The sequence below is a fragment of the Acetatifactor aquisgranensis genome, assembly GCF_943193215.1.
Classification (GTDB): Bacteria; Bacillota; Clostridia; order Lachnospirales; family Lachnospiraceae; genus Acetatifactor; species Acetatifactor aquisgranensis.
In genome coordinates, this window is sequence record NZ_CALPDH010000012.1 from 132,304 (window position 1) to 154,220 (window position 21,917).

The following is a 21,917-nucleotide window of genomic DNA, read 5'->3' on the forward strand; positions in this document are numbered from 1 at the left end:
CAGGGACAGGCCTTTCCTCATATGATACCTTATCAAATATATGGAGGTAGCTATGAGGAGGTTATCCATAAAAAAGGCAGGGGCTGCCTGCCTGGCCGTACTGACGGCAGCGGCGGTCACTGCCGGCTGCGGCGCGGGCGGCGGAGAGGCGGCGAAGAATAGCAAGACGAAAGTAGTGCTCAATGAGGTGGCCCATTCCATCTTTTACGCGCCCATGTACGTGGCTATAGAGGAGGGCTATTTCGAGGAGGCGGGAATCGAACTGGAGCTGGTGACCGGCTTCGGGGCCGACAAGACCATGACGGCGGTACTGACGGATGAGGCGGACATCGGCTTCATGGGCAGCGAGAGCACCATATATACTTACGCGGGCGGCACCGAGGACTATGTGGTGAATTTTGCCCAGCTGACCCAACGGGCGGGCAATTTCCTGGTGTCAAGGGAGCCCATAGAGGACTTTTCCTGGGATATGCTGAAAGGCAAAGACGTGCTGGGCGGCAGGGCCGGCGGCATGCCGGAGATGGTGTTCGAGTATATCCTGGAGAAGAACGGAATCGACCCGGCCACGGAGGTGAACATTGACCAGAGCATTGACTTCGGATCCACCGCCGCGGCGTTTTCGGGCGGGCAGGGGGATTTCACCGTGGAATTCGAGCCTCATGCCACATCCCTCGAGGAAAAGGGCGAGGGCTACGTGGTAGCCTCCCTGGGCGAGGATTCCGGCTATGTGCCGTACACCTCATTCTCCGCTAAGAAGAGCTATCTGGAAAAGAACAAAGACACTGTCCAGGCATTCACGGATGCCCTGCAGAAAGGCATGGATTACGTCCAGAGCCATACGCCGGAGGAAATCGCAAAGGCAATCGCGCCACAGTTCCCCGAGACGGACATGGAGACCCTCACTACCATCGTGAGCCGCTATCATCAGCAGAATACCTGGAAAGAGAATCTGATTTTTGAAGAGGATGCCTTTTCTCTGCTTCAGAATATCCTGAAGGATGCGGGAGTGCTGGAGGAGCAGGTGCCCTATGGGGACCTGGTGACCAGGGGCTTTGCCCAAAAGGCAGCGGAATAGCAGAGAGCATAGGAAGAACAAAGGCGCTTTTCCGGGAAGTAAGGTGCGGAAAGGCGCTTTCTGCGCCTCATTGCTTCAGGCGGATATTCTTCATGGCCCAGAGCCTCAGCGCGTTGGCGTTATTGCTGATTTTCTGGAGAGAGTCCAGGATATCCTGAAAGGCAGGGCGTTCCTTTTCTTCGATGACTCCGTCCTCGGAGATGGCAATCAGGGAGGCCCGCAGGGAATCGATATCTTTCAAAGAACCCAGGACTTTCAGCGCCAGCCTGTCAAAATCGTCAATGGTGACTTCCGACACGCTGGTGCGGCCGATGGGGCATTCCCTGGCGCAGTAGGAGTTGCACAGTTCCGGCATATTGTAGGCCTCCGCCATAGCCTTTACTTCCTCCGGATAGGGGGCGATGGTGTCCAGCTCGATGCGGGCCAGCCTGGTGCGGTCGATTCCCGTGAGCTCAGCGGCCTTTTCCCGGCTGGAAAAATCAGAATTCGTCCGGGCTGCCTCGGAACGTGCGAGGTAATACATATTATCGGCGGCTTTCGTAGCTTTTTTACCCATGTCAAGTCTCTTCTTTCTGTGATATGATAAAATATATATTCCTTTAGTTTATTCTAAAAAGACTAATTTGTAAAGATTATTTCACAAAAGCGGTTGAGGGAATACAGAAAATTTGCTAAAATAGAAATCAGAATATGAAGCGCAAGGAATGAAATCAACAGAAAGGCGGAGGATGGGACAATGGGCTTGATAAAAGCGGCAAAGGACGCGGTCAGCTCTATGCTGGCGGATCAGTGGAGGGAGTATTTTTATTGTGACGCCCTCTCGAACGACATATTGGCGGCCAAGGGGCGGAGGCGCGCAAGCGGAGGCCGTAACAGCAATAAGGGAATGGACAACGTCATTTCCAACGGCTCCGTCATCGCTGTCAACGAGGGGCAGTGCATGATGATAGTGGAGCAGGGAGGCATTGCGGAGTTCTGCGCGGAGGCCGGTGAATTCGTCTACGACAATTCCACGGAGCCCAGCCTGTTCTATGGGAATCTGGGGGAGAATCTGAAAGAGACTTTCAAGACCCTTGGGAAAAGGTTCAGCTTTGGCGGCGCAGCCGCCAAGGATCAGAGGGTCTATTTCTTCAATACCAAAGAGATTATGAACAATCTGTACGGCACGGCCACGCCGATTCCGTTCCGTTACATAGATGACAATATCGGCCTGGACATGGATGTGAGCATACGGTGCAACGGTTCCTATTCTTTCCGGATAGCGGATCCGCTGCTGTTCTACCAGAATGTGTGCGGAAACGTGTCCGATACCTACAGCCGGGGCGAGATTCAGAATCAGATGAAAGCGGAGCTGATGACGGCCATGCAGCCCGCGCTGGGCAAGGTCAGCAGCCTGCGGGTGCGCGTATCGGATATTCCCAGCCATGTGACGGAGCTGGTGGATGCGGTGAATGCCGAGCTGTCCGTGAAGTGGCAAAAGACCCGGGGAATCGTGGTGGTCAGCATGACCATGAACCCGCCCTCCATGCCGGAGGACATGGCGAAGCGCATCAGCGATCTGCAGAGCAGCGCTGTCATGCGCAATCCCAATATGGCCGCGGCCACTCTGGTAGGGGCACAGGCGGACGCCATGAGGGCTGCCGCCGCCAACACGGCTACAGGCCCCATGATGGCGTTCGCGGGCATGAATATGGCGAACGCCGCCGGAGGCATGGACGCCTCTTCCCTGTTCGCCATGGGCGCGGCGCAGAACCAGGCGGCGCAGGCTGCGGGGAGCCAGGCCGGAAACGGTGCGGGACAGGGGGGCAGAGCCGGTGCGCCGATGCTGGGCTGGACCTGCAAATGCGGCCATACCGACAACCGCGGTAAGTTCTGCATGGAATGCGGCAGCCCTAAGCCCTCGGAGGCAGGCTGGACCTGCAGCTGCGGCACGGTGAATCAGGGGAAATTCTGCACTAACTGCGGCACGAAGAAGCCGGAGGGCGCGCCTTTGTATCGGTGCGACAAATGCGGCTGGGAGCCCGAAGACCCTGCGCATCCCCCGAAATTCTGCCCGGAATGCGGAGATGTCTTCAATGAGAACGACAGGATATAAATGCTTCAAAAGGCTTCGGGAACGCTGCTTTTGGGCGGCGTTCCTTTTTTGCCTGGCATGCTTTTTTTGCCATACGAAACCCCGCCGCCGGTGCACATGGCAGATGCCGCCGGCGCTTTGATGGCGGCGGGGATGCTGCATAGAATGAAAATGAGGGAGTAAAGATGGGGTTACTGGATACACTGAACAAGGAACAGAAGCAGGCGGCTTCCACGGTGGACGGGCCGCTTTTGGTGATAGCGGGTGCGGGCAGCGGAAAGACGAGAGTGCTGACTCATAGAATCGCCTATCTCATAGAGGAGATGGGAGTGAAGCCCTGGAATATTCTGGCGATTACTTTTACCAACAAAGCGGCGGGAGAGATGCGTGAGCGGGTGGACAAGCTGGTGGGCTTCGGCTCGGACCAGATATGGGTCTCCACTTTCCACTCCGCCTGCGTGCGCATCCTGCGCCGACATATCGACAGGCTGGGCTATGACAACAGCTTCACTATCTACGACAGCGACGACCAAAAGACGGTGATGAAAGCCGTGATCAAGCGGCTGAACCTGGATCCGAAGATGTACAAGGAGCGGTCTCTGCTCAGCGCGGTCTCGTCCGCCAAGAATGAGCTGATAGATGTGAGCCAATATGAGCTGGAGGCCGCCGGGGATTATGATTTTATGAAAAAAATATATGCCAAAGCCTACAGAGAGTATCAGGAGACTCTCCGGGCCAACAATGCGCTGGATTTTGACGACATTATCGTAAAGACGGTGGAGCTGTTCAAAAGCTGCCCCGAGGTGCTGGATGCTTATCAGGAGCGCTTCCAGTACATCATGGTGGACGAGTACCAGGACACCAACACGGCGCAGTTCGAACTGGTAGGGCTGCTGGCGAAAAAATATCGGAACCTCTGCGTGGTGGGAGACGACGATCAGTCCATCTACAAGTTCAGAGGGGCCAATATCCGCAATATCCTGGACTTTGAGGAGCATTTCCCCGAGGCGGTGACTATCAAGCTGGAGCAGAACTACCGTTCCACCCAGTCCATCCTGAATGCCGCAAACGCCGTGATAAGCAACAATACAGGCCGGAAGTCCAAGACTCTGTGGACCGGAAGGGGAGACGGGGAAAAGGTGTGCCTGCGGCAGTTCGACACCGCTTACGAGGAGGCGGAATTCATTGCGGAGGACGTGGCGCGCAGAGTGGGGAAGCGGGGAGCGAAATACAAGGACTGCGCGGTGCTGTACCGGACCAATGCCCAGGCCCGCCTCCTGGAAGAACGCATGATCATGGAGGGCGTGCCATATAATGTGGTAGGAGGTACAAACTTTTATTCCAGAATGGAAATCAAGGACATCCTGGCCTATCTGAAGACCATAGAGAGCGGAAGGGACGAGGTGGCGGTGCGGCGTATCCTGAATGTGCCCAGGCGGGGCATCGGCAATGCCACTTTGGAGAAGTTGGAGGATTATGCCCGGATGCGGGGCATCGGGCTCTACGCGGCCATGGAGAAAGCGGACGAAATCATGAGCCTTGGCAAGGCGGCTTCTAAAATCCGGACCTTCGTGGGCCTGATAGAGAGCCTGCGCAGGGAGCGGGGCCAGAAGACCATCGCCGAGCTGATACGGATGATTGTGGAAAAAATTGAGTACGAGGCATATCTTGCGGATTACGACGATGAGGGCGGAGATGACAGGCTGGCCAATGTGGACGAACTGATCACAAAGGCAGTGAACTACACCGAAAGCCATGAGGAGCCCACATTGGCGGAATTCCTGGAGGAAGTGGCGCTGGTGGCGGACATCGACAATGTGGACGGCGATGACGACAGGGTACTGCTGATGACCCTGCATTCCGCCAAGGGGCTGGAATTCCCCAATGTGTATCTGGCAGGTATGGAGGACGGATTGTTCCCGGGATATCTGACAATCAACTCCGAAGACCCCTCTGATTTGGAGGAGGAGCGCAGGCTGGCTTATGTGGGCATCACCAGGGCCATGGATGAGCTGATTCTGACCTGCGCCAGGATGCGGATGATCAGGGGGGAGACCCAGTACAATCCGGTGAGCCGTTTCGTGGGGGAGATTCCGGAGGAACTTTTAGACAGCAACGGAGCGGGGCCCAGGCGGTGGACGGAGAGCCGGAAAGAGGAATCGGACGCCTTTGTGATCGCGGATGCGGACGCGTTTCTGGAGAGGAGCAAAAGGAATATGGGAAACGGCGGTGGGGCCGGTATCGGAAGCGGCACAGGTTCTCAGCCGGCTTTCGGCCGTCCCAAGGCCATCATACGTCCGAAAGTTACCCCCAAGGCGGATAAGCCTTATATCGCAAAGGGAATCGGCAGCCTGAACCAGCTGGCGGGCATTTCCAGGGGAGTGCCCCATCAGGCTCCGGCGGCGCTTTCCTATGGCGTGGGGGACAGGGTCTTACATGTAAAATACGGCGAGGGGAGCGTGCTGCAGATTGACAGGGAGCCGCGTGACTACAAGGTGACCGTAGATTTCGACAGGGCCGGACAGAAAATTATGTATGCATCTTTTGCAAAATTGAAAAGGTTGTAGTATTTTTCTGATGAATATGATATAATAAGTTGCGGGTGTATTTGGATTCAGACATACAAAGAATAAAGGGCAGTCAATCTGCCGAGATGGAGGTAATCTTATGAACAAACTTGAGAATTTGATTGATATCGCCAGGCTGAATGAACTGCTTGGGAAGAAGGAAGAGGAGAAGAAGGAGTGGAACGTGGTGGTCTGCATCCTGGCAGTCCTGGGAGCCATCGCGGCAGTGGCCGGCATTGCGTATGCGGTCTACCGTTACCTGAATCCCCGCTATCTGGACGACTTCGAGGACGAGTTTGAAGATGAGTTCGAGGATGAAGAGGACGACGAGGAAGAAGAGGATGACGAGGACTTCTTCGTAGACGAGGGAGAGAACTGAGCAAATGAAAAAAGGACAGGTATATGAAGCCACGGTGGAAAGGGTGGATTTCCCCTGCAAGGGCATAGCCCGCACGCAGGAGGGCACCGTCATCGTCAAGAACAGCCTGCCCGGCCAGAGGATAAAGCTAAACGTCAGTAAAGTGAGAAACGGGAGGGCGGAAGGCCGTCTGCTGGAGGTGATGGAAAAATCACCTCTGGAGACAGGCAGTCCGTGTTCCCATTTTGGCATGTGCGGAGGCTGCACATATCTGTCTTTGCCTTATGAGGAGCAGCTCAAGGTGAAGGAGGGACAGGTGAAGCGTCTGCTGGACGCTTGTCTGGACAGGCAGGAGAGGGAGTGGCGCTGGGAGGGCATCAAGGGGAGCCCGGTGGCCTACGGATATCGGAATAAGATGGAATTCTCCTTTGGGGATGAGGTGAAGGACGGCCCGCTGACGCTGGGGATGCATAAGCGGGGCAGTTTTTATGATGTGGTGACCGTAGATGACTGCAGGATTGTGGATGAGGATTACAGGTTGATATTGGGGACGGCGCTGGAGTATTTTGCGGGATATCCGGCACCGGGCAGGATATCTTATTATCACAGGCTGCGCCATGAGGGGTATCTGCGGCATCTGCTGGTGCGGAAAGCCTCACGGACAGGGGAGATTCTGGTGGCATTGGTGACTACGTCCCAAAATCCCTGGGGCGTTTGTGGGACTGGTGAAGCTGCTTTGGCCGAAGCGTGCGGCGAAGATGCTGCTGTCTGGAAAGAATCTGAGGCAGGCGGAGAATCGGAGAGCTGTGCCGCGGATGGAGATGTGGCCGGTATTCTGTCTGCGGAAAAAGCTGACGGCGGGAGAAGTGCCGGACGGCAGATACAGGTCCAGCCGGGGAAAACAGATGCGGAACAGCGGATGATAGAGGGCTTTGGGGACATCTTGCTGGAATTGGAGCGGGAGGGCAGGCTGAAAGGCCGTTTTGCGGGGATTCTGCATATTGTCAATGATTCCCAGGCGGATGTGGTGCAGAGCGACCGCACGGATGTGCTCTATGGGCAGGATTTCTTTTATGAAGAGATTCTGGGACTGCGTTTCAAGGTTTCCGTTTTTTCGTTTTTCCAGACTAATTCCTATGGGGCGGAGGTGCTGTACGAGACAGCCAGGACATATATCGGAGACCTGGGCAGCAGCCGTCCGGACGGTGCGCCGGACAAGGTGGTGTACGATCTCTACAGCGGTACGGGCACCATTGCCCAGCTGATGGCCTCTGTGGCGGGGAAAGTGATCGGAGTGGAGATTGTGGAGGAGGCTGTGGAGGCTGCGCGGAAGAATGCGAAGGCCAACGGGCTGGACAATTGTGAATTCCTGGCCGGGGATGTGCTGAAAGTCCTGGATGATATCCGGGAGAAGCCGGATTTCATCGTGCTGGATCCGCCCAGGGACGGGATACATCCCAGGGCATTGCGGAAGATTATTTCCTATGGCGTGGACAGGATTTTGTACATATCCTGTAAGCCTACCAGCCTTGTGCGGGATTTGGAGGTTTTTCTGGAGCAGGGTTATGCGGTGGAGAGGGCCGTGGCGGTGGATCAGTTCCCCTGGACAGCCAATATAGAGACTGTGTGCCTCCTGAGCAATCGGAAAACCGGAGGAATGGCCGAGTGAACGAAGAACCCGGCCCGGGGCTTAGACATGAAAAGACTATTATTTTGCCTGGAGATATCTTATGAATATTAACGAGACTTTCCGCAGCCTGAACGTAGGGCTCCCGGAGGATATCCTGCGCCGGAAGCTGTATGGGGATTTTGATGGCGCCATCCGGCTCATTGACAGGCGGCTGCGCCAGGAGGACATTCCGCGGGGCCTAAGAGACTGCATGATTGCCCAGCGGGAGATGATGTTGCGTATGCCTGCCGACTATCCCTTTACCAGGGAACAGGCCCTGGCACAGATTCGTGACCGTATTCCGGATTTTACGGAGGAGGAGTTCGACGAGCAGGTGGATGCCGGAAAAATCGGATGGATCTATCTGAAAGGCCAACCGCACTATTTTGTACGTTTTTTTAAAACTATGTGCAAGGCGGACCATGATTTCGCCCGCCGGGCAGGAGTGCAGCTTCACGAGGTGGAGAGTGCTGCCGGCGTCACCGGGGAGGAAGACCATCTGGAACGGAGCATCCGGCTGATGGCGGAGCGGGGGAGCCTGTCCTGCCGAATCCGTATCCGTGCTCAGATAAGATTGAAAGACGGGCAGTTTCTCCCCGGTATGTTTCTGCGGGCCCATCTGCCCATTCCTGCCGCCTGTGAGCAGCAGCGGGATATCGTCATCGACGAGATGAGTCCTGCAGGCGGTCGAATCGCTCCGGAGGATGCTCCCCAAAGGACAATTTGCTGGGAGGGGAAATGGCAGGAGAATCCTGTCTTTTCTGTTACATATTCCTATATCCATACTGCGGCGTTCCATGACACGTCACGTCCCGGCATGGGAGCGGTTAGGCCGCTTGACAGCGGGGAACTGGCAGCTTTTCTGGGAGAAGAGGCTCCCCACATTGTCTTTACCCCTTATATCCGGTCTTTGGCCCGGGAACTGACCCGGGGGACAGGCATGCCTTTGGAGAAGGCACGGCGAATCTATGACTTCATTACGCTGAATATGCGGTATAGCTTTATGCCGGATTACTTCGTTCTGGAGAATATCGCCGAGAACTGTGCCCGCAGCTTCACCGGCGACTGCGGGGTGTTCGCTCTGCTCTTCATCACCCTGTGCCGTTGCGTGGGGATACCGGCCCAGTGGCAGAGCGGCCTTACCGCCGAGCCGGATTCCTGCGGCAGCCATGACTGGGCTATGTTCTATGTGCCGGAGTCCGGCTGGCTGTACGCGGATCCGTCCTACGGCGCTGCTGCCGTCCGTGCCGGGAAAGAGGGCCGCCGCCGGTTCTATTTCGGAAATCTGGATCCCTACCGTATGGTGGCCAACCGGCAGTTCCAGGGGCCGTTCTCCGTGGAGAAAAACCACTGGCGGGCTGACCCCTACGACAATCAGACGGGGGAGCTGGAGACCGCTGACCGCGGCCTGCGCTATGAGGAGTTCGACAGGAGCCGGGAAGTTCTGCTGTGCCAGGAGCTGTGATGCGAGGAGGGACAGGCTGAAGCTGGAGGTATGGGAACATGACGAGGAACCGCACTTGGTTTCCTGGAGATGAGTCTGATTACAATATCATAGATGCAAAAAAAGAGCGGGATTCCTGTATAAGACAGGATTCCGCTCTTTAAATCATGGAGCATATGGGATTCGAACCCACGGCCTCAACAATGCGAATGTTGCGCGCTCCCAACTGCGCTAATGCCCCATTGATTTAAGTATAGCACAAATCATGGAAAATGCAACAAAAAATTTCCGAATTTGTCATTGTTTTTCCGAAAACTATTTTTCCGAATGCCTCTCATGCACCCGCCTGGCCAGATACAGCGCAGGGGTATCCAGCAGAGAGGTGAAGATATAAATGACATAGCTGGAGGCAAAGATGGACAAAAGCGTCCCCATGTCATAGGTGCCGTAAAACGCGAACAGCGTAAAGAGCAGCGTGTTCAGCAGCTGGCTGATCAGCGTGGAACCGTTGTTCCGAAGCCAGAGGAATCTGCGCCTGTCGCCGGTCTTTTTCTCCGTGAAAGCCCACCACTTATGGTAGAGCCACACATCGAACATCTGGCTGATGGCATAGACGATGAAAGAGGAAATCAGCATCCTGGGAGTGCTGGAGAAGATTTCCCGGATGGCCCCCATGGCCCAGTCGCTCTCGGCGGGTATGTACAGAAGCCAGCTCTGGCTCAGCAGCAGGAAGAACAGGGAGGTGAACATGCCGATCCATACGGCCCTGTTCGCCGCTTTCTTTCCCTCGCATTCGGAGAGGATGTCCGTGATCAGAAAGGTGACGGCAAAGAGCACATTGCCCAATGTCTGCTCCATGCCGAAAGCATTGATGAGCAGCAGCACCTCGATGTTGGCCAGTATGGTCGCGATGGCGGACACGCAGTAGAGCCCCGACTTTCCAAAAAAACGATAAGAAATAATTGCCATTGAAAAAATAAAAACAACGGATCCTAAAAGTAATAATTCATTTGTCATATCAGTCACCTACCCCAAAGTCAGTATTTTGAATCAGAATGTCAACCCTGTCGTTATCCTTGTATTTTGGATAAATCTCTTTCAGAAAGAGATTTATCACATGCTCATCCGGCGCCACGTCCGTGGTATTCGGGCACATGATATTGAGACAGATGCGCTCAAAACAGGATAGCCCAAGCGCAATGTCACGTTCCATGGAGGCGGCGGTCTGCCCCCGGAGGCCGAAGAGGAAATTGGCTTCATCGAAGTCCTGGCTGATCAGGGAGGGGTCTTTCTCGGGAATCCCCTTTTTCAGTACATTCTCCCGGAAATCCCAGTCGAAAGTCTCCAGCCCCAGCTTCAGCTTTAACCGGAAGTCAGAGAATTCTTCCCTGAGGGAGGAAATCCTGTTCCGATAGAGGTAGTGGGATTCAAAATGGATGGTGGAAATCTTTTTTTCGCGGCAGATCTGTCTGATGAGTGCCATAGTCCGGGAGTCGAGTTCGAAGACAGAGCCGCTGTTGATGACTTCCAAATCGCCGAATTCGCCGGTGACCTTGTCCAGCACCTGGCTGTTCAAGGTAAAATTGGCGTCTTCATCGGCGCATTTGTCGGTGTGGTAATCGCAGAACGTGCATTTTTGGTAGATGCACCCCCTGCCGCGCAGAAGGACAATCTCCCTTTTTCTTTTTTCCAGAATTTTACTATATCTTTCCATAATAATAAAAGCGTCCCTAAAGGACGCCTCAGGGCATACTTTGCCCCTTTGCTCCTTAGTTTTGTTTGAGGAAATCAGAGTGATTTCCAAGGCAGGATGGTTTCGAACTGCCCAGACCTTATTATAGCACGATATATTCTGTTGTCAATGGGGCAAAAAAATTTTCTGCGATGCCGGAGGAGCTGCGCTGCGGTTCAGGGCTGATTCCGGGAGGAACAAAAGACAGGCCTTTCACATATGATATAAAAAAGGTGCGCGGAGGCGGGACTATGGCTTTGGTGGTGATGGATGCCGGACATGGCGGAAACAATCCGGGGGCGGTGTATCAGGGCAGGCAGGAGAAAGATGATGCATTGGCGCTGACCCTGGCGGTGGGACAGATTCTGGAGGAGAGCGGGGTGGAGGTGTACTATACCAGGACAACGGATATATATGAGGCTCCGGAGCAGAAGGCGCAGGAGGGGAATGCGGTGCGGGGGGATTATTTCGTGTCCATCCATCGCAACTCCAGTCCCTATCCCAACCAGTATACGGGGTCTTATGTTATTATAGTGCCGAGTTGGTGGAAAGCCAGAAAAATCACAATGTCATGATGCCGGGGGCAAAACATTGCATTGTCCTGGCCGTCATAACCGCCATCTGTAACCAGAATGATTTCTTCTTCGGATTTTTCCATTTGGGAAAGGGTGGGAATCTTGTTGTAAGTACAAGCCTTTTTTTGTATAATTAGGATGTGGCAGAAGAATACATCTCATATCGTTTATCATAGAATTTAGGATTCGGGGTGATAAAGTGCAGGGCGGTACAAAGCAGACACAGGAGATTGACGTGGCAAGCCCTCCGTCCAGAGGACACCACAGCGGCAGAAGTCCCATTGACTGATGTGACAATCGAAAATGTGCTGGCGGATAATCTGTATAACGACTTGAACTTTATTGTCAATAATAAGTTGATGATTCTCCAATCAGGCGATAGCAGGTATGGGGATTGCGAAAAAGATTGATATGCTTGCATTTACCATTGCAAACGGGATGACAAAGGGGGTGCTTCCGCTGATTGGCTATACTTATGCCGCAAACAAACGTAAGCGTATGCGTTCTGTGATGAAAACGGCATTTATATATAGTGTGGCTGTTGCTCTTGCAGGGGCAGTATTGCTATTTGTCTGTGCAGTTCCGGTGGTAAAAGGGTTTATTGACGATAAAGAGACGGTTGCATACGGTCAGCATTTCCTCAGGATTATCTGTATTACCTGCCCGGCAGTTTCTGTAATGATGATGATTACATCTGTTTTTCAGGCTACCGGGCAAAAACGAGACCGATGATCCTGTCATTAGCCTAGAAGATTTGTAATTATGTGAAAAAAGACTCCTTTCTGATGAAATTGAAAAATTCTGATCAGGAAGGAGTTTTTGCTATGGAAGAAGGGAAATGAAGATTTGCTTTTCCGAAGCCGTGCACCGCCATGGCCGGTTTTGGAAAAGCAAAAATAAGCCAAAAGCCGGTGGTCATAGGACGGGCCGATAAAATAATAAAATAAACCGGACAGGTAATTTGTTATACAGAAAGGGGATGCGGAATTTGAATTTGACGAAGGAAGCGCTCGACAAGATGGCGGCAGTGGACATACGGACAGTGGACATTTCCACATTGACAGACTTAAGGGATATAGAGATAGACACTTCGATGCCCGTGGAAAAGAAGTTGGAATCCTTTGCCGGACAGACGGCAAATGTCTATTGTAACCGTATCGGAGACTATGTGGTAAAGGTCAGGTTCCAGGAAAATGGAGCCAGTATTGATGATAAGATGGCGGAATATCTGCGCAGGCTATCGGAAATCTACATATAGTGAGCAGAAATGAGCATTGGTTAGACGCCCATTTCCGTGTTTGGACTAATCAATTCAAAAGGATAAAAATTTTGGTGAATGCACTGACGGCTTTTTGGAAGCTTATTTTGAAGAACAGGAAGCGGAAACCAGTAACCAAAAGCAGGGAGTGATACTATGAAAGAAAATTCATATTTCTATACAGCCATGTATCTGCGGTTATCCAAAGACGACAAGGTCGTCTTTGATGACGACAATCTCGGAGAAGCGGCAGGTAAAAATGGCGAATCTAAAGCCGAGAGCAACAGCATAGGCAGTCAAAGGGAGATGATTCGCTCTTTCATAAAAGAACAGGCGGATATGGAACTTTATGACAGTTATGTGGACGACGGCTTTTCCGGCAGCAATTACGACAGACCGGAATTTAAGAGGATGATGTGCGATATAGAGGCGGGGAGGGTAAACTGCGTTGTTGTGAAAGACTTGTCCCGTTTTGGGCGTGATTACATAGAGACCGGGAGATATCTGGAAAAGGTATTCCCGGTTCTTGGGGTGCGGTTTATTGCCCTTACGGACCATTATGACAGCTTTTCGGCTGATTGGGGAGAACGCACCATTGTGCTGCCGGTAAAAAATTTCATAAACGATTCCTATTGCCGCGATATTTCAACAAAGGTAAAAAGCCAGCTTGCAGTGAAGCGCAGAAAAGGTGAGTGCCTTGCGGCCTTTGCGGTGTACGGCTATCGGAAAGCGCAGAAGGATAAGAACCGACTTGTGGTGGACGATTACGCGGCAGGCATTGTACGCAGAATTTATGCATGGAAGATTGAAGGGATGGCAGTCTCCGCCATTGCAGGGAGGCTGAATAATCTCCATATCCTGTCTCCCAGGGAATACAAGAAGTCCCTGGGGCTGAATTATCGGGGAGGCTTTTCCGGGGGAAGCAGCTCCGGGTGGAGCAGCCCGTCCGTCCAGCGGATATTGACCAATGAGGTGTATATAGGTCACCTGGTGCAGGGGAAGACGGAGCGAGTCAGCTATAAGGTAAAGAAATGCGTGGAAAAGCCGGAAGAGGAATGGATACGGGTAGAAAATACCCATGAGCCCATTATCTCTGCCGATGACTTTGCAATCGTACAGAACCTTTTGCAGGCGGACGGCCGTGTCAGTCCGGAAAAGAAAGAGCTGAATCCGTTCATGGGCCTTTTGTTCTGCGGGGACTGCAAAGAGCAGATGGTGAGACGGGTCAACCGGTACAAAGGGGCAGAAAAAGTGTATTATATCTGTTCTACCAAGAACCGGGGGGAGGGGTGCAGCCGCCACAGCATAGAGGAAAACATGCTGAAAGGGCTGGCCGGAACCGTTGTCCGCCAGTATGCCAATGATTTTCTGGAGCAGGAGAAGCTGTTCGGGCAGGCACAGGACCGGGAGGCCAATCTGCAGGCGGTCATCAGTTTTAATAAGGAAATCGCACGTCTGAAACAGGAGCAGGACAAATATTATAGCCTGTGTGCCCGCCTTTATGAGGATTTGAGGGAAGGGGTCATTACAAAAGAAGAATTTGAAAGGCTTCATAATGGGTTTCAGAAGAAGGCAGAGAGTCTGACAGCCGCGGAGGAGAAGCAGGAGCAGCTTGTCCGCGAGATGTTCAAGGCAGGTGTGCTCAGTGCAGGGCGGCTTGCGGCATTTAAGGAATCCCTGAAACTGACGGAGATAGACCGTCATACCCTGGCAAGCCTTGTGAAAAGGATTTGGGTATATGAGGGAAAGCGGGTGGAAATCGAGTTCTATTTTACCGATCGGTATCAGGCGATGAAAGACTATAATAATGGCATTGCTCCAGGCGTTGCGGCAGCCTCCCGGCGGACAGAAAGTCAGGAAAGGACTGCCCTTGCAGAAACGGGGATGGGGGTGTGATATGGGCAGGATATCAAAACGCATACATGTTTCCGGTGGTATGGGGCAGGGAAAGATGCGGGGAGAGAAATATTATAGGGCAGGGCTCTATGCAAGGCTGTCCTCGGATCAGGATCCGAAAAAGAATGAATCCCAGGCTGGCCCGCAGAGCAGCCTTGAGACGCAGATGCATATTGCGGAGAAATATGTAGAGGACTGGAATCGGCATCATAGGGACAGAATCGAGATTGTGGGCCGATATATGGATATGTAAAACCGCATTTTGATACAATCGGCTCCAGGAAAATATGCGAAAAACGCTTGAAATAAAGGCTTTCGGCAGATTCGATAATTTGCCGGAAGCCTTTTCTTTTTATGCTCTGAAACGGTGGACAGCCATCGAGATGCAATTTGAACCCCTCCAGCCGATTTGAACCCCCTTGCGAGGCAAAATAAAAAAGTATAAATCCCGAATCAATGGGATTTTACACCGTTTTCATAAGGTCCGGCAGGAGCCTTTTCTGCTCATCGGTCATTGGCACCGGCTCATCCCCTTCAGCAAAGAATTGCGTCAAGACTCTGCCAAATGCCCGGCAGACCGATTCCAAAGCAGGAAGCGCTGGCGCATTACATCCGCAACATGCATTACGCGCTGCTGACGCTGAAGACGGATGGGGCGGTGTCCAGTCTGGTTTCATTGGATAGGGGGCATAGTAATTATGGGAAAGAATCAGCATGTAACGCCACATAAAGATGGTGGACGGCAAGTTAAAGGTGAGAATAATTTACGGGCAACAGTTAGGACGAATACACAGGCGGAAGAAATGGGGATAGAGACAAGCCTGCAGAGCATATTTTGTTCTGTGGGCTGTTTTTTATTTCCATACCCCTCAAAACGGTCTCCAAATCTCCATATAGTGAGGATGTGCTGACAGTGACAGATGAACAGAAAGAAAAGATTATCCGTTTCCGCAGCATGGGGCGCGGCTATGCAGACATAGGGAAGGAACTTGGCATTTCCAAGGATACCGTCAAGAGCTTCTGCCGCAGGAACAGCCTCACCTCTGCGGACATCCTGGTAACAGACGATAAGGACAGATGCCGCGAATGCGGCGTGGAGATAAGGCAGCGGCCGAAGATGAAAAAGCAGGTGTTCTGCTGCAAAGCCTGCAGGGAAAAGTGGTGGACGGAACATCCGGAGCGGATCAGGCAGAAAGCGGTCTATGAATTTACCTGTGTGAAATGCGGGAAGGCGTTCACTGCCTATGGGAATAAGAAGCGGAAATACTGCTCCCATGAATGCTACATAGCCGACCGGTTCGGAGGTGACGGGAATGGATGAGAAAGAATTTGAAGCGGAAAAGCTATATTACATTTCCATGTCCATCGCCAGGTCCATGCTCCGGAAAGGCATCATCGACGAGGAAGTATTAGCCATAATTGATACAAAACTTCTGGAAAAATACCGCCCAATATCGGGTACATTACTGGCCGGAAAACCCTTGCTATAAAGCCGGTTCAGAGTGATATATGGTAAAGGCAGAAAGAACCTGCCTGGAAGGAAGTGATAAAATGGCTAAAGTAAACAGGATAGAGCCCAAAATACCGACTCTGAAAAAGCGGCAGAAGGTGGTTTCCGCACAGGTGAGCTATTACAACGAAATGATACAGGCGAACCCGGAAGGGGAATTTTCTGATACCCCAGGATCAACCATACGTTTTGATAAAGCTGTGCGGGGTGCAGGCAGATTAAGGGGCTGCATAGCGGTTTCTATAAAAAGAGATGCATAATCCGGGTGACCTGTCCGTTACGGTAAAAAGACAGCGTTCCAGTGAATACAGCTTCCCCCTCTGCCATTACATCCTCACGAATCATATTTACTTCATTCTATCAGCTTCGGTTAATTCACGAATCACTCGACAAGGATTCCCGGCCGCCAAACTATGTGGAGGAATACTTCTTGTAACAACACTTCCTGCACCAATTACGCTTCCTTCTCCAATAGTTACACCACCGCAGACAATAACATTAGCAGCTAACCAACAGTCGTTTCCTATGGTAATCGGTTTCGCATATTCCAGATTATAATAACTGCCATCTTCTCGTTGCCTTACATTTCTCTCTTCTGGTAAAAGCGGATGCATTGGAGTTGCTAAGGTAACATTTGGTCCGATCATCACGTTATCACCAATATGTACCGGGCATACATCCAGACAGGTGAAGTTAAAATTCGTTCCGCAAAACTTACCAAAGTATGTATTGCATCCATAATCAAAATAAACAGGCGCCTGAAGACCTGGCAAATTAGGAGTATTGGGAAGTAACTCCCGAAGAATAGCCATACGTTTTTCTGACTCATCTTCATCAATTTGATTATATTGTCTGGCTAGTTTTCTTGCTTTTATAAGTAATTTTGTCAGTTCTGAATCAGATGGGTCATACAACATTCCGGCAAGCATTTTTTCTTTTTCGGTCATTTCGATAATGTCGTCCATCCGTCCTCCTTCCCCGCTGCCTGTGGGCACATGATTTCAAATACGTTCCCGTCCGCTGTCCTGACAGTGAACAGGCTGTTCCGCTTGTCTGCGTTCAGGTCGGCAAGGTACGTCCACGATTTCCCGGTCAGGATAAGGGAGCTGTACTGTGCCGCGTGTTCCTGTTTGAGATATTCCGGAACAGCATGGCTCCGGCGGATTTCGGCCGTGTCGCGGATGACGGGGCTGCGGGGCGTTTCCGGCAGGACATACAAAATGAACAGACGGGAGGTTATCTATGGCAAACTATTTCGAGGACTTTGATTTCACGGATTTCTGGGAGGACAGCGGCTATGCGAAAGAGAAATATACCGAGGAGGCTCCCGGCGTCGAACTGATCGCCAGCGTGGAGCAGGAGCTGGGCTACAAGCTGCCCGCTTCCTATATCTGGCTGATGAAGCGGCACAACGGCGGCATTCCGGTGAACACCTGTTTCCCCACGTAAGAGCCCACCAGTTGGGCGGAGGATCATGTGGCCATCACCGGCATCATGGGGATCGGCAGAAAAAAGACGTACTCCCTTTGCGGTGGGCTGGGCAGCCGGTTCATGAAAGAGGGCGTCATCTTCCGGCGCGACGGCGGGCTGTGGATGTCGGAGACGGCTGGGAAAGCGGTAAGGGAACAGTTGGGCAGGGGGACGGTCTGAAGCCCGGGAGCTTCGCTGTCCGGGATGTCCATATCCTGGACGGCAGGGCGGGCGCCTTTGAGCCCATGTCCCGGCGGAAGACCGCCCAGGGCCGGTTATGCTGCATAAGCTATATATAGTATTGCGGGTGCCGCTTTGTACCATCTGCCCGGTGCTTGCGTCTGTCAGCGTCATCTGGGTGCGTATAAAAACTTTGCCTCTTTTAGGTTTGTTATCTTAGATTATCATTAAGGAAAGGCTCTTGAATTTTTGGTACCAAGATGATAATATTATCAAATAGACCGAATGATTGGAGGGATAGGCATGGATAAAAAAATTATGGATGTATTGACGAACCCGATTAAATGCAAACTATTTCTGGAAATACAGAATTGTGGGGAAACTACCGCTAAACATTTATCCGAAACCTTTTCGGATATTCCGCCTGCAACGCTTTATCGCTATTTGAAGAGAATGACAAATGACAAAGTATTAAAAATTGTAAATCAAACGCAAGTCAGAGGCGCTTTAGAAAAGACTTATGCGATAGATATTGATATGACAAAAGATTTTAAAGAAATCTTAGACAGCAACTCTGGTGAAGCCTATATGCAGTCGTTTATGCAATATATTATTGGCTTTGCGGAGTTATTCCAAGATTATTGTAAACGGGATGATATAGACATTGTAAAGGATAAATCCGGTTTTTCCTTATCCCCTCTTTATCTAACGGATGAGGAACTTGATATGCTGATTGGAACTATTAGGGATGCAATAAAGCCTTATGGAAACAACACGCCCGCAGCGGGGCGAAAGCTGCATTCTATTGGCGTTATTGTTTCTCCGCCTAAAATGGATTAAAAATTTCCCGCCTGTCCTCAGTGATGGACGGGATTTTTCTTGACTTTTTAATATCAATATGATATTATTATCAACATGATATTAAAAGGAGGTAAGACCTATGAAGAAAAAATGAATTACTCCTGTATCCGCAATCCTTTACTGGGCAATTGTGAAAAAGTACAAAAACTAAAAACCAAAGGAGGCTAATAAAATGGACGCCGTATTAGAAATGAAGAATTATTCTAAAGTTTATTCTGGAAACAAAAAGGCTGTTGACGGTCTGGATTTGAGTGTAAAAGCAGGAGAAATCCATGCTTTTATTGGTCACAATGGTGCGGGGAAAACAACAACAATCCGTGCGATTGTCGGTATAATGGACTTTGACGAGGGGGAAATCCTTATAAACGGTCATTCTGTAAAGGATGAGCCTGTCAAATGCAAATCTATGACAGCTTATATTCCGGACAATCCCGACTTATATGACTATGTAACAGGCATCCAATATTTAAACTATATGTGTGATATGTTTTCTGTTCCTGCCAAAGAAAGAGTTTCAAGAATACAGGAATATGCGGATATTTTCAAAATAACGGACAGTCTTGGGGATTTAATCAGCTCCTATTCGCATGGTATGAAGCAGAAACTTGCGTTGATTGGCGCATTTGTACATTCTCCGCAGCTTTTGGTGTTAGACGAGCCATTTGTCGGTCTTGACCCCGAAGCATCTTTCCATTTAAAAAAGATGATGCGTCAACTTTGTGATACAGGGACAGCAATTTTTTTCTCCACTCATGTGCTTGAAGTTGCCGAAAAATTGTGTGACAAGGTTACTATCATCAATAACGGTAAATTGATAGAAAGTGGAACGATGGAAGAAATCAAAGGAAGCCATAGTCTTGAAGATGTATTCATGGAGGTAGTTGAAAATGAAAGGCAAGTATAAGTATCTCTTGAGGATGCAGTTATACAATCTTTTCGGAATTAACCGATTGATTCATTCTCGTGATAAACAGGAAAAACAACGTTCTGCGATTGTTGGCGCTTTAGGATTAACCGCCATTGCCATTCTTGTAGTCTATACGACAAAATTCAGCAATAGTATGGCATTAGCGGGACTCAGCGAAGCATTACCAACGCTCATGGTAGTGGTCTGCTCTTTAGCAGCTTTGACCCTTACGTTTGTTAAAAGTACAGGAGTGCTTATCGGATTAAAAGATTATGATATGGTTATGTCCATGCCTGTAAGCACGATTTCTATTGTGACAAGCCGTATAACGATGCTGTATCTCATCAATCTGACAATTGGCTTTATAGCCATGCTGCCGTCAAGCATTATCTATGTTTTATACGAACAGCCGCCGATTTTGAGTTACCTGTTTTTAGTGGGTTCGTTATTTTTGACACCGATTATTCCCATGATTATTTCACTATCATTAGGTGTTCTAATTGTTGCTGTTTCATCACATTCAAGACACAAAAATGTTATTTCATTGGTTTTGAGTACGGCTGCCGTACTGATGATTGTATTTGCTTCCGCAAAAACACAGTCAATGGATGCAACGCAGATAACTAATTTAGGTGTCGCAATGGCAGAAGCGGTAAACAAATTTTATCCGCCAGCTATTCTTTTTACAAATGCCTTATTGCACAATGATTGGGCAGGCTTTGTTATTTTTGCCGCTGTTTCCCTGTTGCCGGGCATTGCTTTCATAACGATTGTTTCTCATTACTATAAAAGATTGAATACAGCGGTATTCTCACATTATGCAAAAAAAGAGTATAAAATGGGAACATTAAAATCTTCATCTCCATTTATGGCATTGTATAAAAAGGAGCTTCGCCGATTAAGTTCATGTACGATTTATGCCTTGAATTCATGTATAGGAATCGTCCTGCTTTTCGTTGTGGCAGTTATGGCAGCATTTTTTATGCCGCCTGCTATACGACAGCAAATAGAAACGATGGGAATTATGCGCATCATTCAAAATATTATGCCGATTGCGCTTTCTGTTTTTGTGACGATGACTTCTACCACGGCAGCATCCTTGTCTTTAGAGGGGAAAAACCGATGGATTATGTGTTCCGCTCCAACGCAGGCAAGGACAGTTTACCATTCTAAAATTGCGGTAAATTTAACAGTAATACTTCCTGTTTTATATGTTAGTGCAATTTTTATCAGAATTGCGATTCTGTGTTCCTTGATGCAGACTATACTGTTATTTGCTATTCCTACGGTATATGCTTTTTTCATTTCAGTTCTTGGTATTTATCTGAATATCAAGTTTCCTAAGTATGATTGGACAAGTGAGTATTATGCGGTAAAAGGTGGGGCAATCTCAGTCTTAGCTACGGTTGGAGGTGGAATGGCAAGCAGCTTAACGCCATTGTATCTCTGTATAATCTTTCCGCAGTATCAAATGATAATTATGTTTGGTATTACCTGTCTAATACTGCTGGCAACTTTGGCAATCTATCTTAAGGTTTGCCGAACACAATTATATGTATAGATTTGTGAAAAACATAGCTTTTCAGATTTGAAATTTAAGGCTTTGACCATAAGAACAGATGAGACTACTCGTTTCTGCTCCTTCTGTATCATTTGCCAACCTCTGAAAAAGTCGATTAGTTTCTTCTTGTTAATTGGAACAGTTCCCTGGTCTTATGAACAAATGCAATACCTTAGGGCATTACAAAATGGTAGAAATCGTACCAGACAAGAGCCGGACGCATAGACTGAGCCGATGAACTTGTGAGCAATCACGGTTTGTCGGCTTTTGTTTTGAAAACAATACTACATTTATTGGTTGCATTCTATTTTGTCAAGATAAGTATATTAAAATGATTTTCTATCCTATTGACAAAAGCAAGGTATAAGAGTTATACTTAAAATCGAGTTAGCGGCTACTAATACAAAACAGCCGCATTTTTTTGAGATATGAGTTAGTTTTTACTAACCATGATTGGGAGAGCAAGGAGGACATCTTATGGTGAAGATAACAGTAGGAATAGAAGGAATGGCCTGCGGTATGTGCGAGGCGCATTTAGGCGAGGCTGTAAGGAATGCCTTTCAGGTAAAGAAAGTGACAAGTTCCCATACAAAGAAGCAGATGGTCATCCTTGCGGAGAAGGACATTCCGGAGCAGGAACTGAGAAGCGTGGTGGCAAAGGCGGGATACGATGCCGTATCCGTAAGCAGTGAGCCGTATGAGAAGAAAGGGCTGTTCAGAAGGTCTGGGAGGTGACGCTCCGCAACCGAAAAAATATTCCCTGATTGGAAAAATCGGAAG

The 21,917-nt window shown here is 50.0% G+C and carries 26 protein-coding genes and 1 tRNA gene; 21 read left to right on the forward strand and 6 right to left on the reverse strand.

The window, feature by feature from the left end; translation table 11 throughout:
• Positions 1-52 precede the first annotated feature (52 nt).
• On the forward strand, positions 53-1,075 hold the full coding sequence (locus NFS35_RS12220) for an ABC transporter substrate-binding protein (protein WP_251207405.1): 1,023 nt from the start codon (positions 53-55) through the stop codon (positions 1,073-1,075).
• Between the two features lie 67 nt (positions 1,076-1,142).
• Here the strand turns inward: NFS35_RS12220 and NFS35_RS12225 are convergent, their stop codons facing one another.
• Positions 1,143-1,631 (reverse strand): helix-turn-helix domain-containing protein, encoded by a 489-nt coding sequence (locus tag NFS35_RS12225; RefSeq protein WP_251207406.1) that lies wholly within the window; start codon positions 1,629-1,631, stop codon positions 1,143-1,145.
• 180 nt (positions 1,632-1,811) lie between these two features.
• On the opposite strand from NFS35_RS12225, the gene NFS35_RS12230 reads away from it, so the two are divergent.
• The 5 genes from NFS35_RS12230 (at position 1,812) to NFS35_RS12250 (ending at position 9,208) form a co-directional block, all read left to right on the forward strand.
• Positions 1,812-3,170 carry an SPFH domain-containing protein gene (locus NFS35_RS12230; RefSeq protein WP_251207407.1) on the forward strand — a complete coding sequence of 453 codons (1,359 nt, stop codon included), beginning with the start codon at positions 1,812-1,814 and terminating at the stop codon, positions 3,168-3,170.
• Positions 3,171-3,334: 164 nt separating this feature from the next.
• Positions 3,335-5,716, forward strand: a complete 2,382-nt coding sequence (locus tag NFS35_RS12235; protein WP_251207408.1) for an ATP-dependent helicase — start codon at positions 3,335-3,337, stop codon at positions 5,714-5,716.
• Positions 5,717-5,816: 100 nt separating this feature from the next.
• Positions 5,817-6,095 (forward strand): hypothetical protein, encoded by a 279-nt coding sequence (locus NFS35_RS12240; protein WP_251207409.1) that lies wholly within the window; start codon positions 5,817-5,819, stop codon positions 6,093-6,095.
• 4 nt (positions 6,096-6,099) lie between these two features.
• Positions 6,100-7,743 (forward strand): class I SAM-dependent RNA methyltransferase, encoded by a 1,644-nt coding sequence (locus NFS35_RS12245; protein WP_251207410.1) that lies wholly within the window; start codon positions 6,100-6,102, stop codon positions 7,741-7,743.
• 61 nt (positions 7,744-7,804) lie between these two features.
• A complete protein-coding gene (locus tag NFS35_RS12250; RefSeq protein WP_251207411.1) occupies positions 7,805-9,208 on the forward strand; it encodes a transglutaminase-like domain-containing protein in 1,404 nt (467 codons plus the stop codon).
• A gap of 147 nt (positions 9,209-9,355) precedes the next feature.
• Here NFS35_RS12250 and NFS35_RS12255 read toward each other — a convergent pair.
• The 3 genes from NFS35_RS12255 to NFS35_RS12265 all read right to left on the reverse strand — a co-directional run bounded on the left by NFS35_RS12255 (position 9,356) and on the right by NFS35_RS12265 (position 10,901).
• A tRNA-Ala gene (locus NFS35_RS12255) sits at positions 9,356-9,428 on the reverse strand.
• 74 nt (positions 9,429-9,502) lie between these two features.
• Positions 9,503-10,204, reverse strand: coding sequence for a queuosine precursor transporter (locus NFS35_RS12260; RefSeq protein WP_251207412.1), 702 nt, complete (start codon positions 10,202-10,204; stop codon positions 9,503-9,505).
• A gap of 1 nt (position 10,205) precedes the next feature.
• Complete coding sequence (locus NFS35_RS12265) at positions 10,206-10,901, reverse strand: radical SAM protein (RefSeq protein ID WP_251207413.1); 696 nt, start codon at positions 10,899-10,901, stop codon at positions 10,206-10,208.
• Between the two features lie 269 nt (positions 10,902-11,170).
• Here NFS35_RS12265 and NFS35_RS12270 point away from each other — a divergent pair, with 269 nt between their 5' ends.
• The 9 genes from NFS35_RS12270 to NFS35_RS12310 all read left to right on the forward strand — a co-directional run bounded on the left by NFS35_RS12270 (position 11,171) and on the right by NFS35_RS12310 (position 16,418).
• Positions 11,171-11,494 (forward strand): N-acetylmuramoyl-L-alanine amidase family protein, encoded by a 324-nt coding sequence (locus NFS35_RS12270; protein ID WP_275564681.1) that lies wholly within the window; start codon positions 11,171-11,173, stop codon positions 11,492-11,494.
• Between the two features lie 387 nt (positions 11,495-11,881).
• Positions 11,882-12,226, forward strand: a complete 345-nt coding sequence (locus NFS35_RS12275) for an MATE family efflux transporter (RefSeq protein ID WP_251207414.1) — start codon at positions 11,882-11,884, stop codon at positions 12,224-12,226.
• A 247-nt stretch (positions 12,227-12,473) separates the two neighbouring features.
• Positions 12,474-12,752, forward strand: a complete 279-nt coding sequence (locus tag NFS35_RS12280) for a DUF6870 family protein (protein ID WP_251207415.1) — start codon at positions 12,474-12,476, stop codon at positions 12,750-12,752.
• A gap of 156 nt (positions 12,753-12,908) precedes the next feature.
• Complete coding sequence (locus NFS35_RS12285) at positions 12,909-14,648, forward strand: recombinase family protein (RefSeq protein WP_251207416.1); 1,740 nt, start codon at positions 12,909-12,911, stop codon at positions 14,646-14,648.
• Between the two features lies 1 nt (position 14,649).
• A complete protein-coding gene (locus NFS35_RS12290) occupies positions 14,650-14,901 on the forward strand; it encodes a hypothetical protein (protein ID WP_251207417.1) in 252 nt (83 codons plus the stop codon).
• Positions 14,902-15,346: 445 nt separating this feature from the next.
• Positions 15,347-15,559, forward strand: coding sequence for a DUF2188 domain-containing protein (locus tag NFS35_RS29690; protein WP_251207418.1), 213 nt, complete (start codon positions 15,347-15,349; stop codon positions 15,557-15,559).
• 2 nt (positions 15,560-15,561) lie between these two features.
• Positions 15,562-15,969 (forward strand): helix-turn-helix domain-containing protein, encoded by a 408-nt coding sequence (locus NFS35_RS12300; RefSeq protein ID WP_251207419.1) that lies wholly within the window; start codon positions 15,562-15,564, stop codon positions 15,967-15,969.
• Positions 15,962-16,138, forward strand: coding sequence for an SHOCT domain-containing protein (locus tag NFS35_RS12305; protein WP_251207420.1), 177 nt, complete (start codon positions 15,962-15,964; stop codon positions 16,136-16,138). Before NFS35_RS12300 ends, NFS35_RS12305 begins: the two co-directional genes overlap by 8 nt.
• A 61-nt stretch (positions 16,139-16,199) precedes the next feature.
• Positions 16,200-16,418 carry a hypothetical protein gene (locus NFS35_RS12310; RefSeq protein ID WP_251207421.1) on the forward strand — a complete coding sequence of 73 codons (219 nt, stop codon included), beginning with the start codon at positions 16,200-16,202 and terminating at the stop codon, positions 16,416-16,418.
• Between the two features lie 87 nt (positions 16,419-16,505).
• Here NFS35_RS12310 and NFS35_RS12315 read toward each other — a convergent pair whose 3' ends face one another.
• The gene (locus NFS35_RS12315) at positions 16,506-17,105 is read right to left on the reverse strand and encodes a sugar O-acetyltransferase (RefSeq protein WP_251207441.1); all 600 of its coding nucleotides are present in this window, start codon (positions 17,103-17,105) and stop codon (positions 16,506-16,508) included.
• Positions 17,102-17,377 (reverse strand): TnpV protein, encoded by a 276-nt coding sequence (locus tag NFS35_RS12320; protein ID WP_251207422.1) that lies wholly within the window; start codon positions 17,375-17,377, stop codon positions 17,102-17,104. The genes NFS35_RS12315 and NFS35_RS12320 overlap by 4 nt, the downstream gene beginning before the upstream one ends.
• A 23-nt stretch (positions 17,378-17,400) precedes the next feature.
• Between NFS35_RS12320 and NFS35_RS12325 the strand changes: the two genes are divergently transcribed.
• From NFS35_RS12325 to NFS35_RS12345, 6 genes are all read left to right on the forward strand, one after another.
• Positions 17,401-17,607, forward strand: a complete 207-nt coding sequence (locus tag NFS35_RS12325) for an SMI1/KNR4 family protein (protein WP_275564682.1) — start codon at positions 17,401-17,403, stop codon at positions 17,605-17,607.
• Between the two features lie 27 nt (positions 17,608-17,634).
• Entirely contained in the window at positions 17,635-17,808 is a 174-nt protein-coding gene (locus NFS35_RS30035) for a hypothetical protein (protein WP_275564683.1), read from the forward strand.
• Between the two features lie 303 nt (positions 17,809-18,111).
• Positions 18,112-18,648 (forward strand): helix-turn-helix domain-containing protein, encoded by a 537-nt coding sequence (locus NFS35_RS12330; protein WP_251207423.1) that lies wholly within the window; start codon positions 18,112-18,114, stop codon positions 18,646-18,648.
• 193 nt (positions 18,649-18,841) lie between these two features.
• Positions 18,842-19,573, forward strand: a complete 732-nt coding sequence (locus NFS35_RS12335; protein WP_251207424.1) for an ABC transporter ATP-binding protein — start codon at positions 18,842-18,844, stop codon at positions 19,571-19,573.
• Positions 19,557-21,137, forward strand: coding sequence for a hypothetical protein (locus NFS35_RS12340; RefSeq protein WP_251207425.1), 1,581 nt, complete (start codon positions 19,557-19,559; stop codon positions 21,135-21,137). Before NFS35_RS12335 ends, NFS35_RS12340 begins: the two co-directional genes overlap by 17 nt.
• Before the next feature lie 477 nt (positions 21,138-21,614).
• Positions 21,615-21,872 (forward strand): heavy-metal-associated domain-containing protein, encoded by a 258-nt coding sequence (locus NFS35_RS12345; protein WP_251207426.1) that lies wholly within the window; start codon positions 21,615-21,617, stop codon positions 21,870-21,872.
• Positions 21,873-21,917: the final 45 nt, after the last annotated feature.

Bases quoted from the DNA above. Each gene is read 5' to 3' on its own strand.
- NFS35_RS12220 (WP_251207405.1), top strand. From the start codon at position 53: ATGAGGAGGTTATCCATAAAAAAGGCAGGGGCTGCCTGCCTGGCCGTA.
- NFS35_RS12225 (WP_251207406.1), bottom strand. From the start codon at position 1,631: ATGGGTAAAAAAGCTACGAAAGCCGCCGATAATATGTATTACCTCGCA.
- NFS35_RS12230 (WP_251207407.1), top strand. From the start codon at position 1,812: ATGGGCTTGATAAAAGCGGCAAAGGACGCGGTCAGCTCTATGCTGGCG.
- NFS35_RS12235 (WP_251207408.1), top strand. From the start codon at position 3,335: ATGGGGTTACTGGATACACTGAACAAGGAACAGAAGCAGGCGGCTTCC.
- NFS35_RS12240 (WP_251207409.1), top strand. From the start codon at position 5,817: ATGAACAAACTTGAGAATTTGATTGATATCGCCAGGCTGAATGAACTG.
- NFS35_RS12245 (WP_251207410.1), top strand. From the start codon at position 6,100: ATGAAAAAAGGACAGGTATATGAAGCCACGGTGGAAAGGGTGGATTTC.
- NFS35_RS12250 (WP_251207411.1), top strand. From the start codon at position 7,805: ATGAATATTAACGAGACTTTCCGCAGCCTGAACGTAGGGCTCCCGGAG.
- NFS35_RS12260 (WP_251207412.1), bottom strand. From the start codon at position 10,204: ATGACAAATGAATTATTACTTTTAGGATCCGTTGTTTTTATTTTTTCA.
- NFS35_RS12265 (WP_251207413.1), bottom strand. From the start codon at position 10,901: ATGGAAAGATATAGTAAAATTCTGGAAAAAAGAAAAAGGGAGATTGTC.
- NFS35_RS12270 (WP_275564681.1), top strand. From the start codon at position 11,171: ATGGCTTTGGTGGTGATGGATGCCGGACATGGCGGAAACAATCCGGGG.
- NFS35_RS12275 (WP_251207414.1), top strand. From the start codon at position 11,882: ATGGGGATTGCGAAAAAGATTGATATGCTTGCATTTACCATTGCAAAC.
- NFS35_RS12280 (WP_251207415.1), top strand. From the start codon at position 12,474: ATGCGGAATTTGAATTTGACGAAGGAAGCGCTCGACAAGATGGCGGCA.
- NFS35_RS12285 (WP_251207416.1), top strand. From the start codon at position 12,909: ATGAAAGAAAATTCATATTTCTATACAGCCATGTATCTGCGGTTATCC.
- NFS35_RS12290 (WP_251207417.1), top strand. From the start codon at position 14,650: ATGGGCAGGATATCAAAACGCATACATGTTTCCGGTGGTATGGGGCAG.
- NFS35_RS29690 (WP_251207418.1), top strand. From the start codon at position 15,347: ATGGGAAAGAATCAGCATGTAACGCCACATAAAGATGGTGGACGGCAA.
- NFS35_RS12305 (WP_251207420.1), top strand. From the start codon at position 15,962: ATGGATGAGAAAGAATTTGAAGCGGAAAAGCTATATTACATTTCCATG.
- NFS35_RS12310 (WP_251207421.1), top strand. From the start codon at position 16,200: ATGGCTAAAGTAAACAGGATAGAGCCCAAAATACCGACTCTGAAAAAG.
- NFS35_RS12315 (WP_251207441.1), bottom strand. From the start codon at position 17,105: ATGACCGAAAAAGAAAAAATGCTTGCCGGAATGTTGTATGACCCATCT.
- NFS35_RS12325 (WP_275564682.1), top strand. From the start codon at position 17,401: ATGGCAAACTATTTCGAGGACTTTGATTTCACGGATTTCTGGGAGGAC.
- NFS35_RS12330 (WP_251207423.1), top strand. From the start codon at position 18,112: ATGGATAAAAAAATTATGGATGTATTGACGAACCCGATTAAATGCAAA.
- NFS35_RS12335 (WP_251207424.1), top strand. From the start codon at position 18,842: ATGGACGCCGTATTAGAAATGAAGAATTATTCTAAAGTTTATTCTGGA.
- NFS35_RS12340 (WP_251207425.1), top strand. From the start codon at position 19,557: ATGAAAGGCAAGTATAAGTATCTCTTGAGGATGCAGTTATACAATCTT.
- NFS35_RS12345 (WP_251207426.1), top strand. From the start codon at position 21,615: ATGGTGAAGATAACAGTAGGAATAGAAGGAATGGCCTGCGGTATGTGC.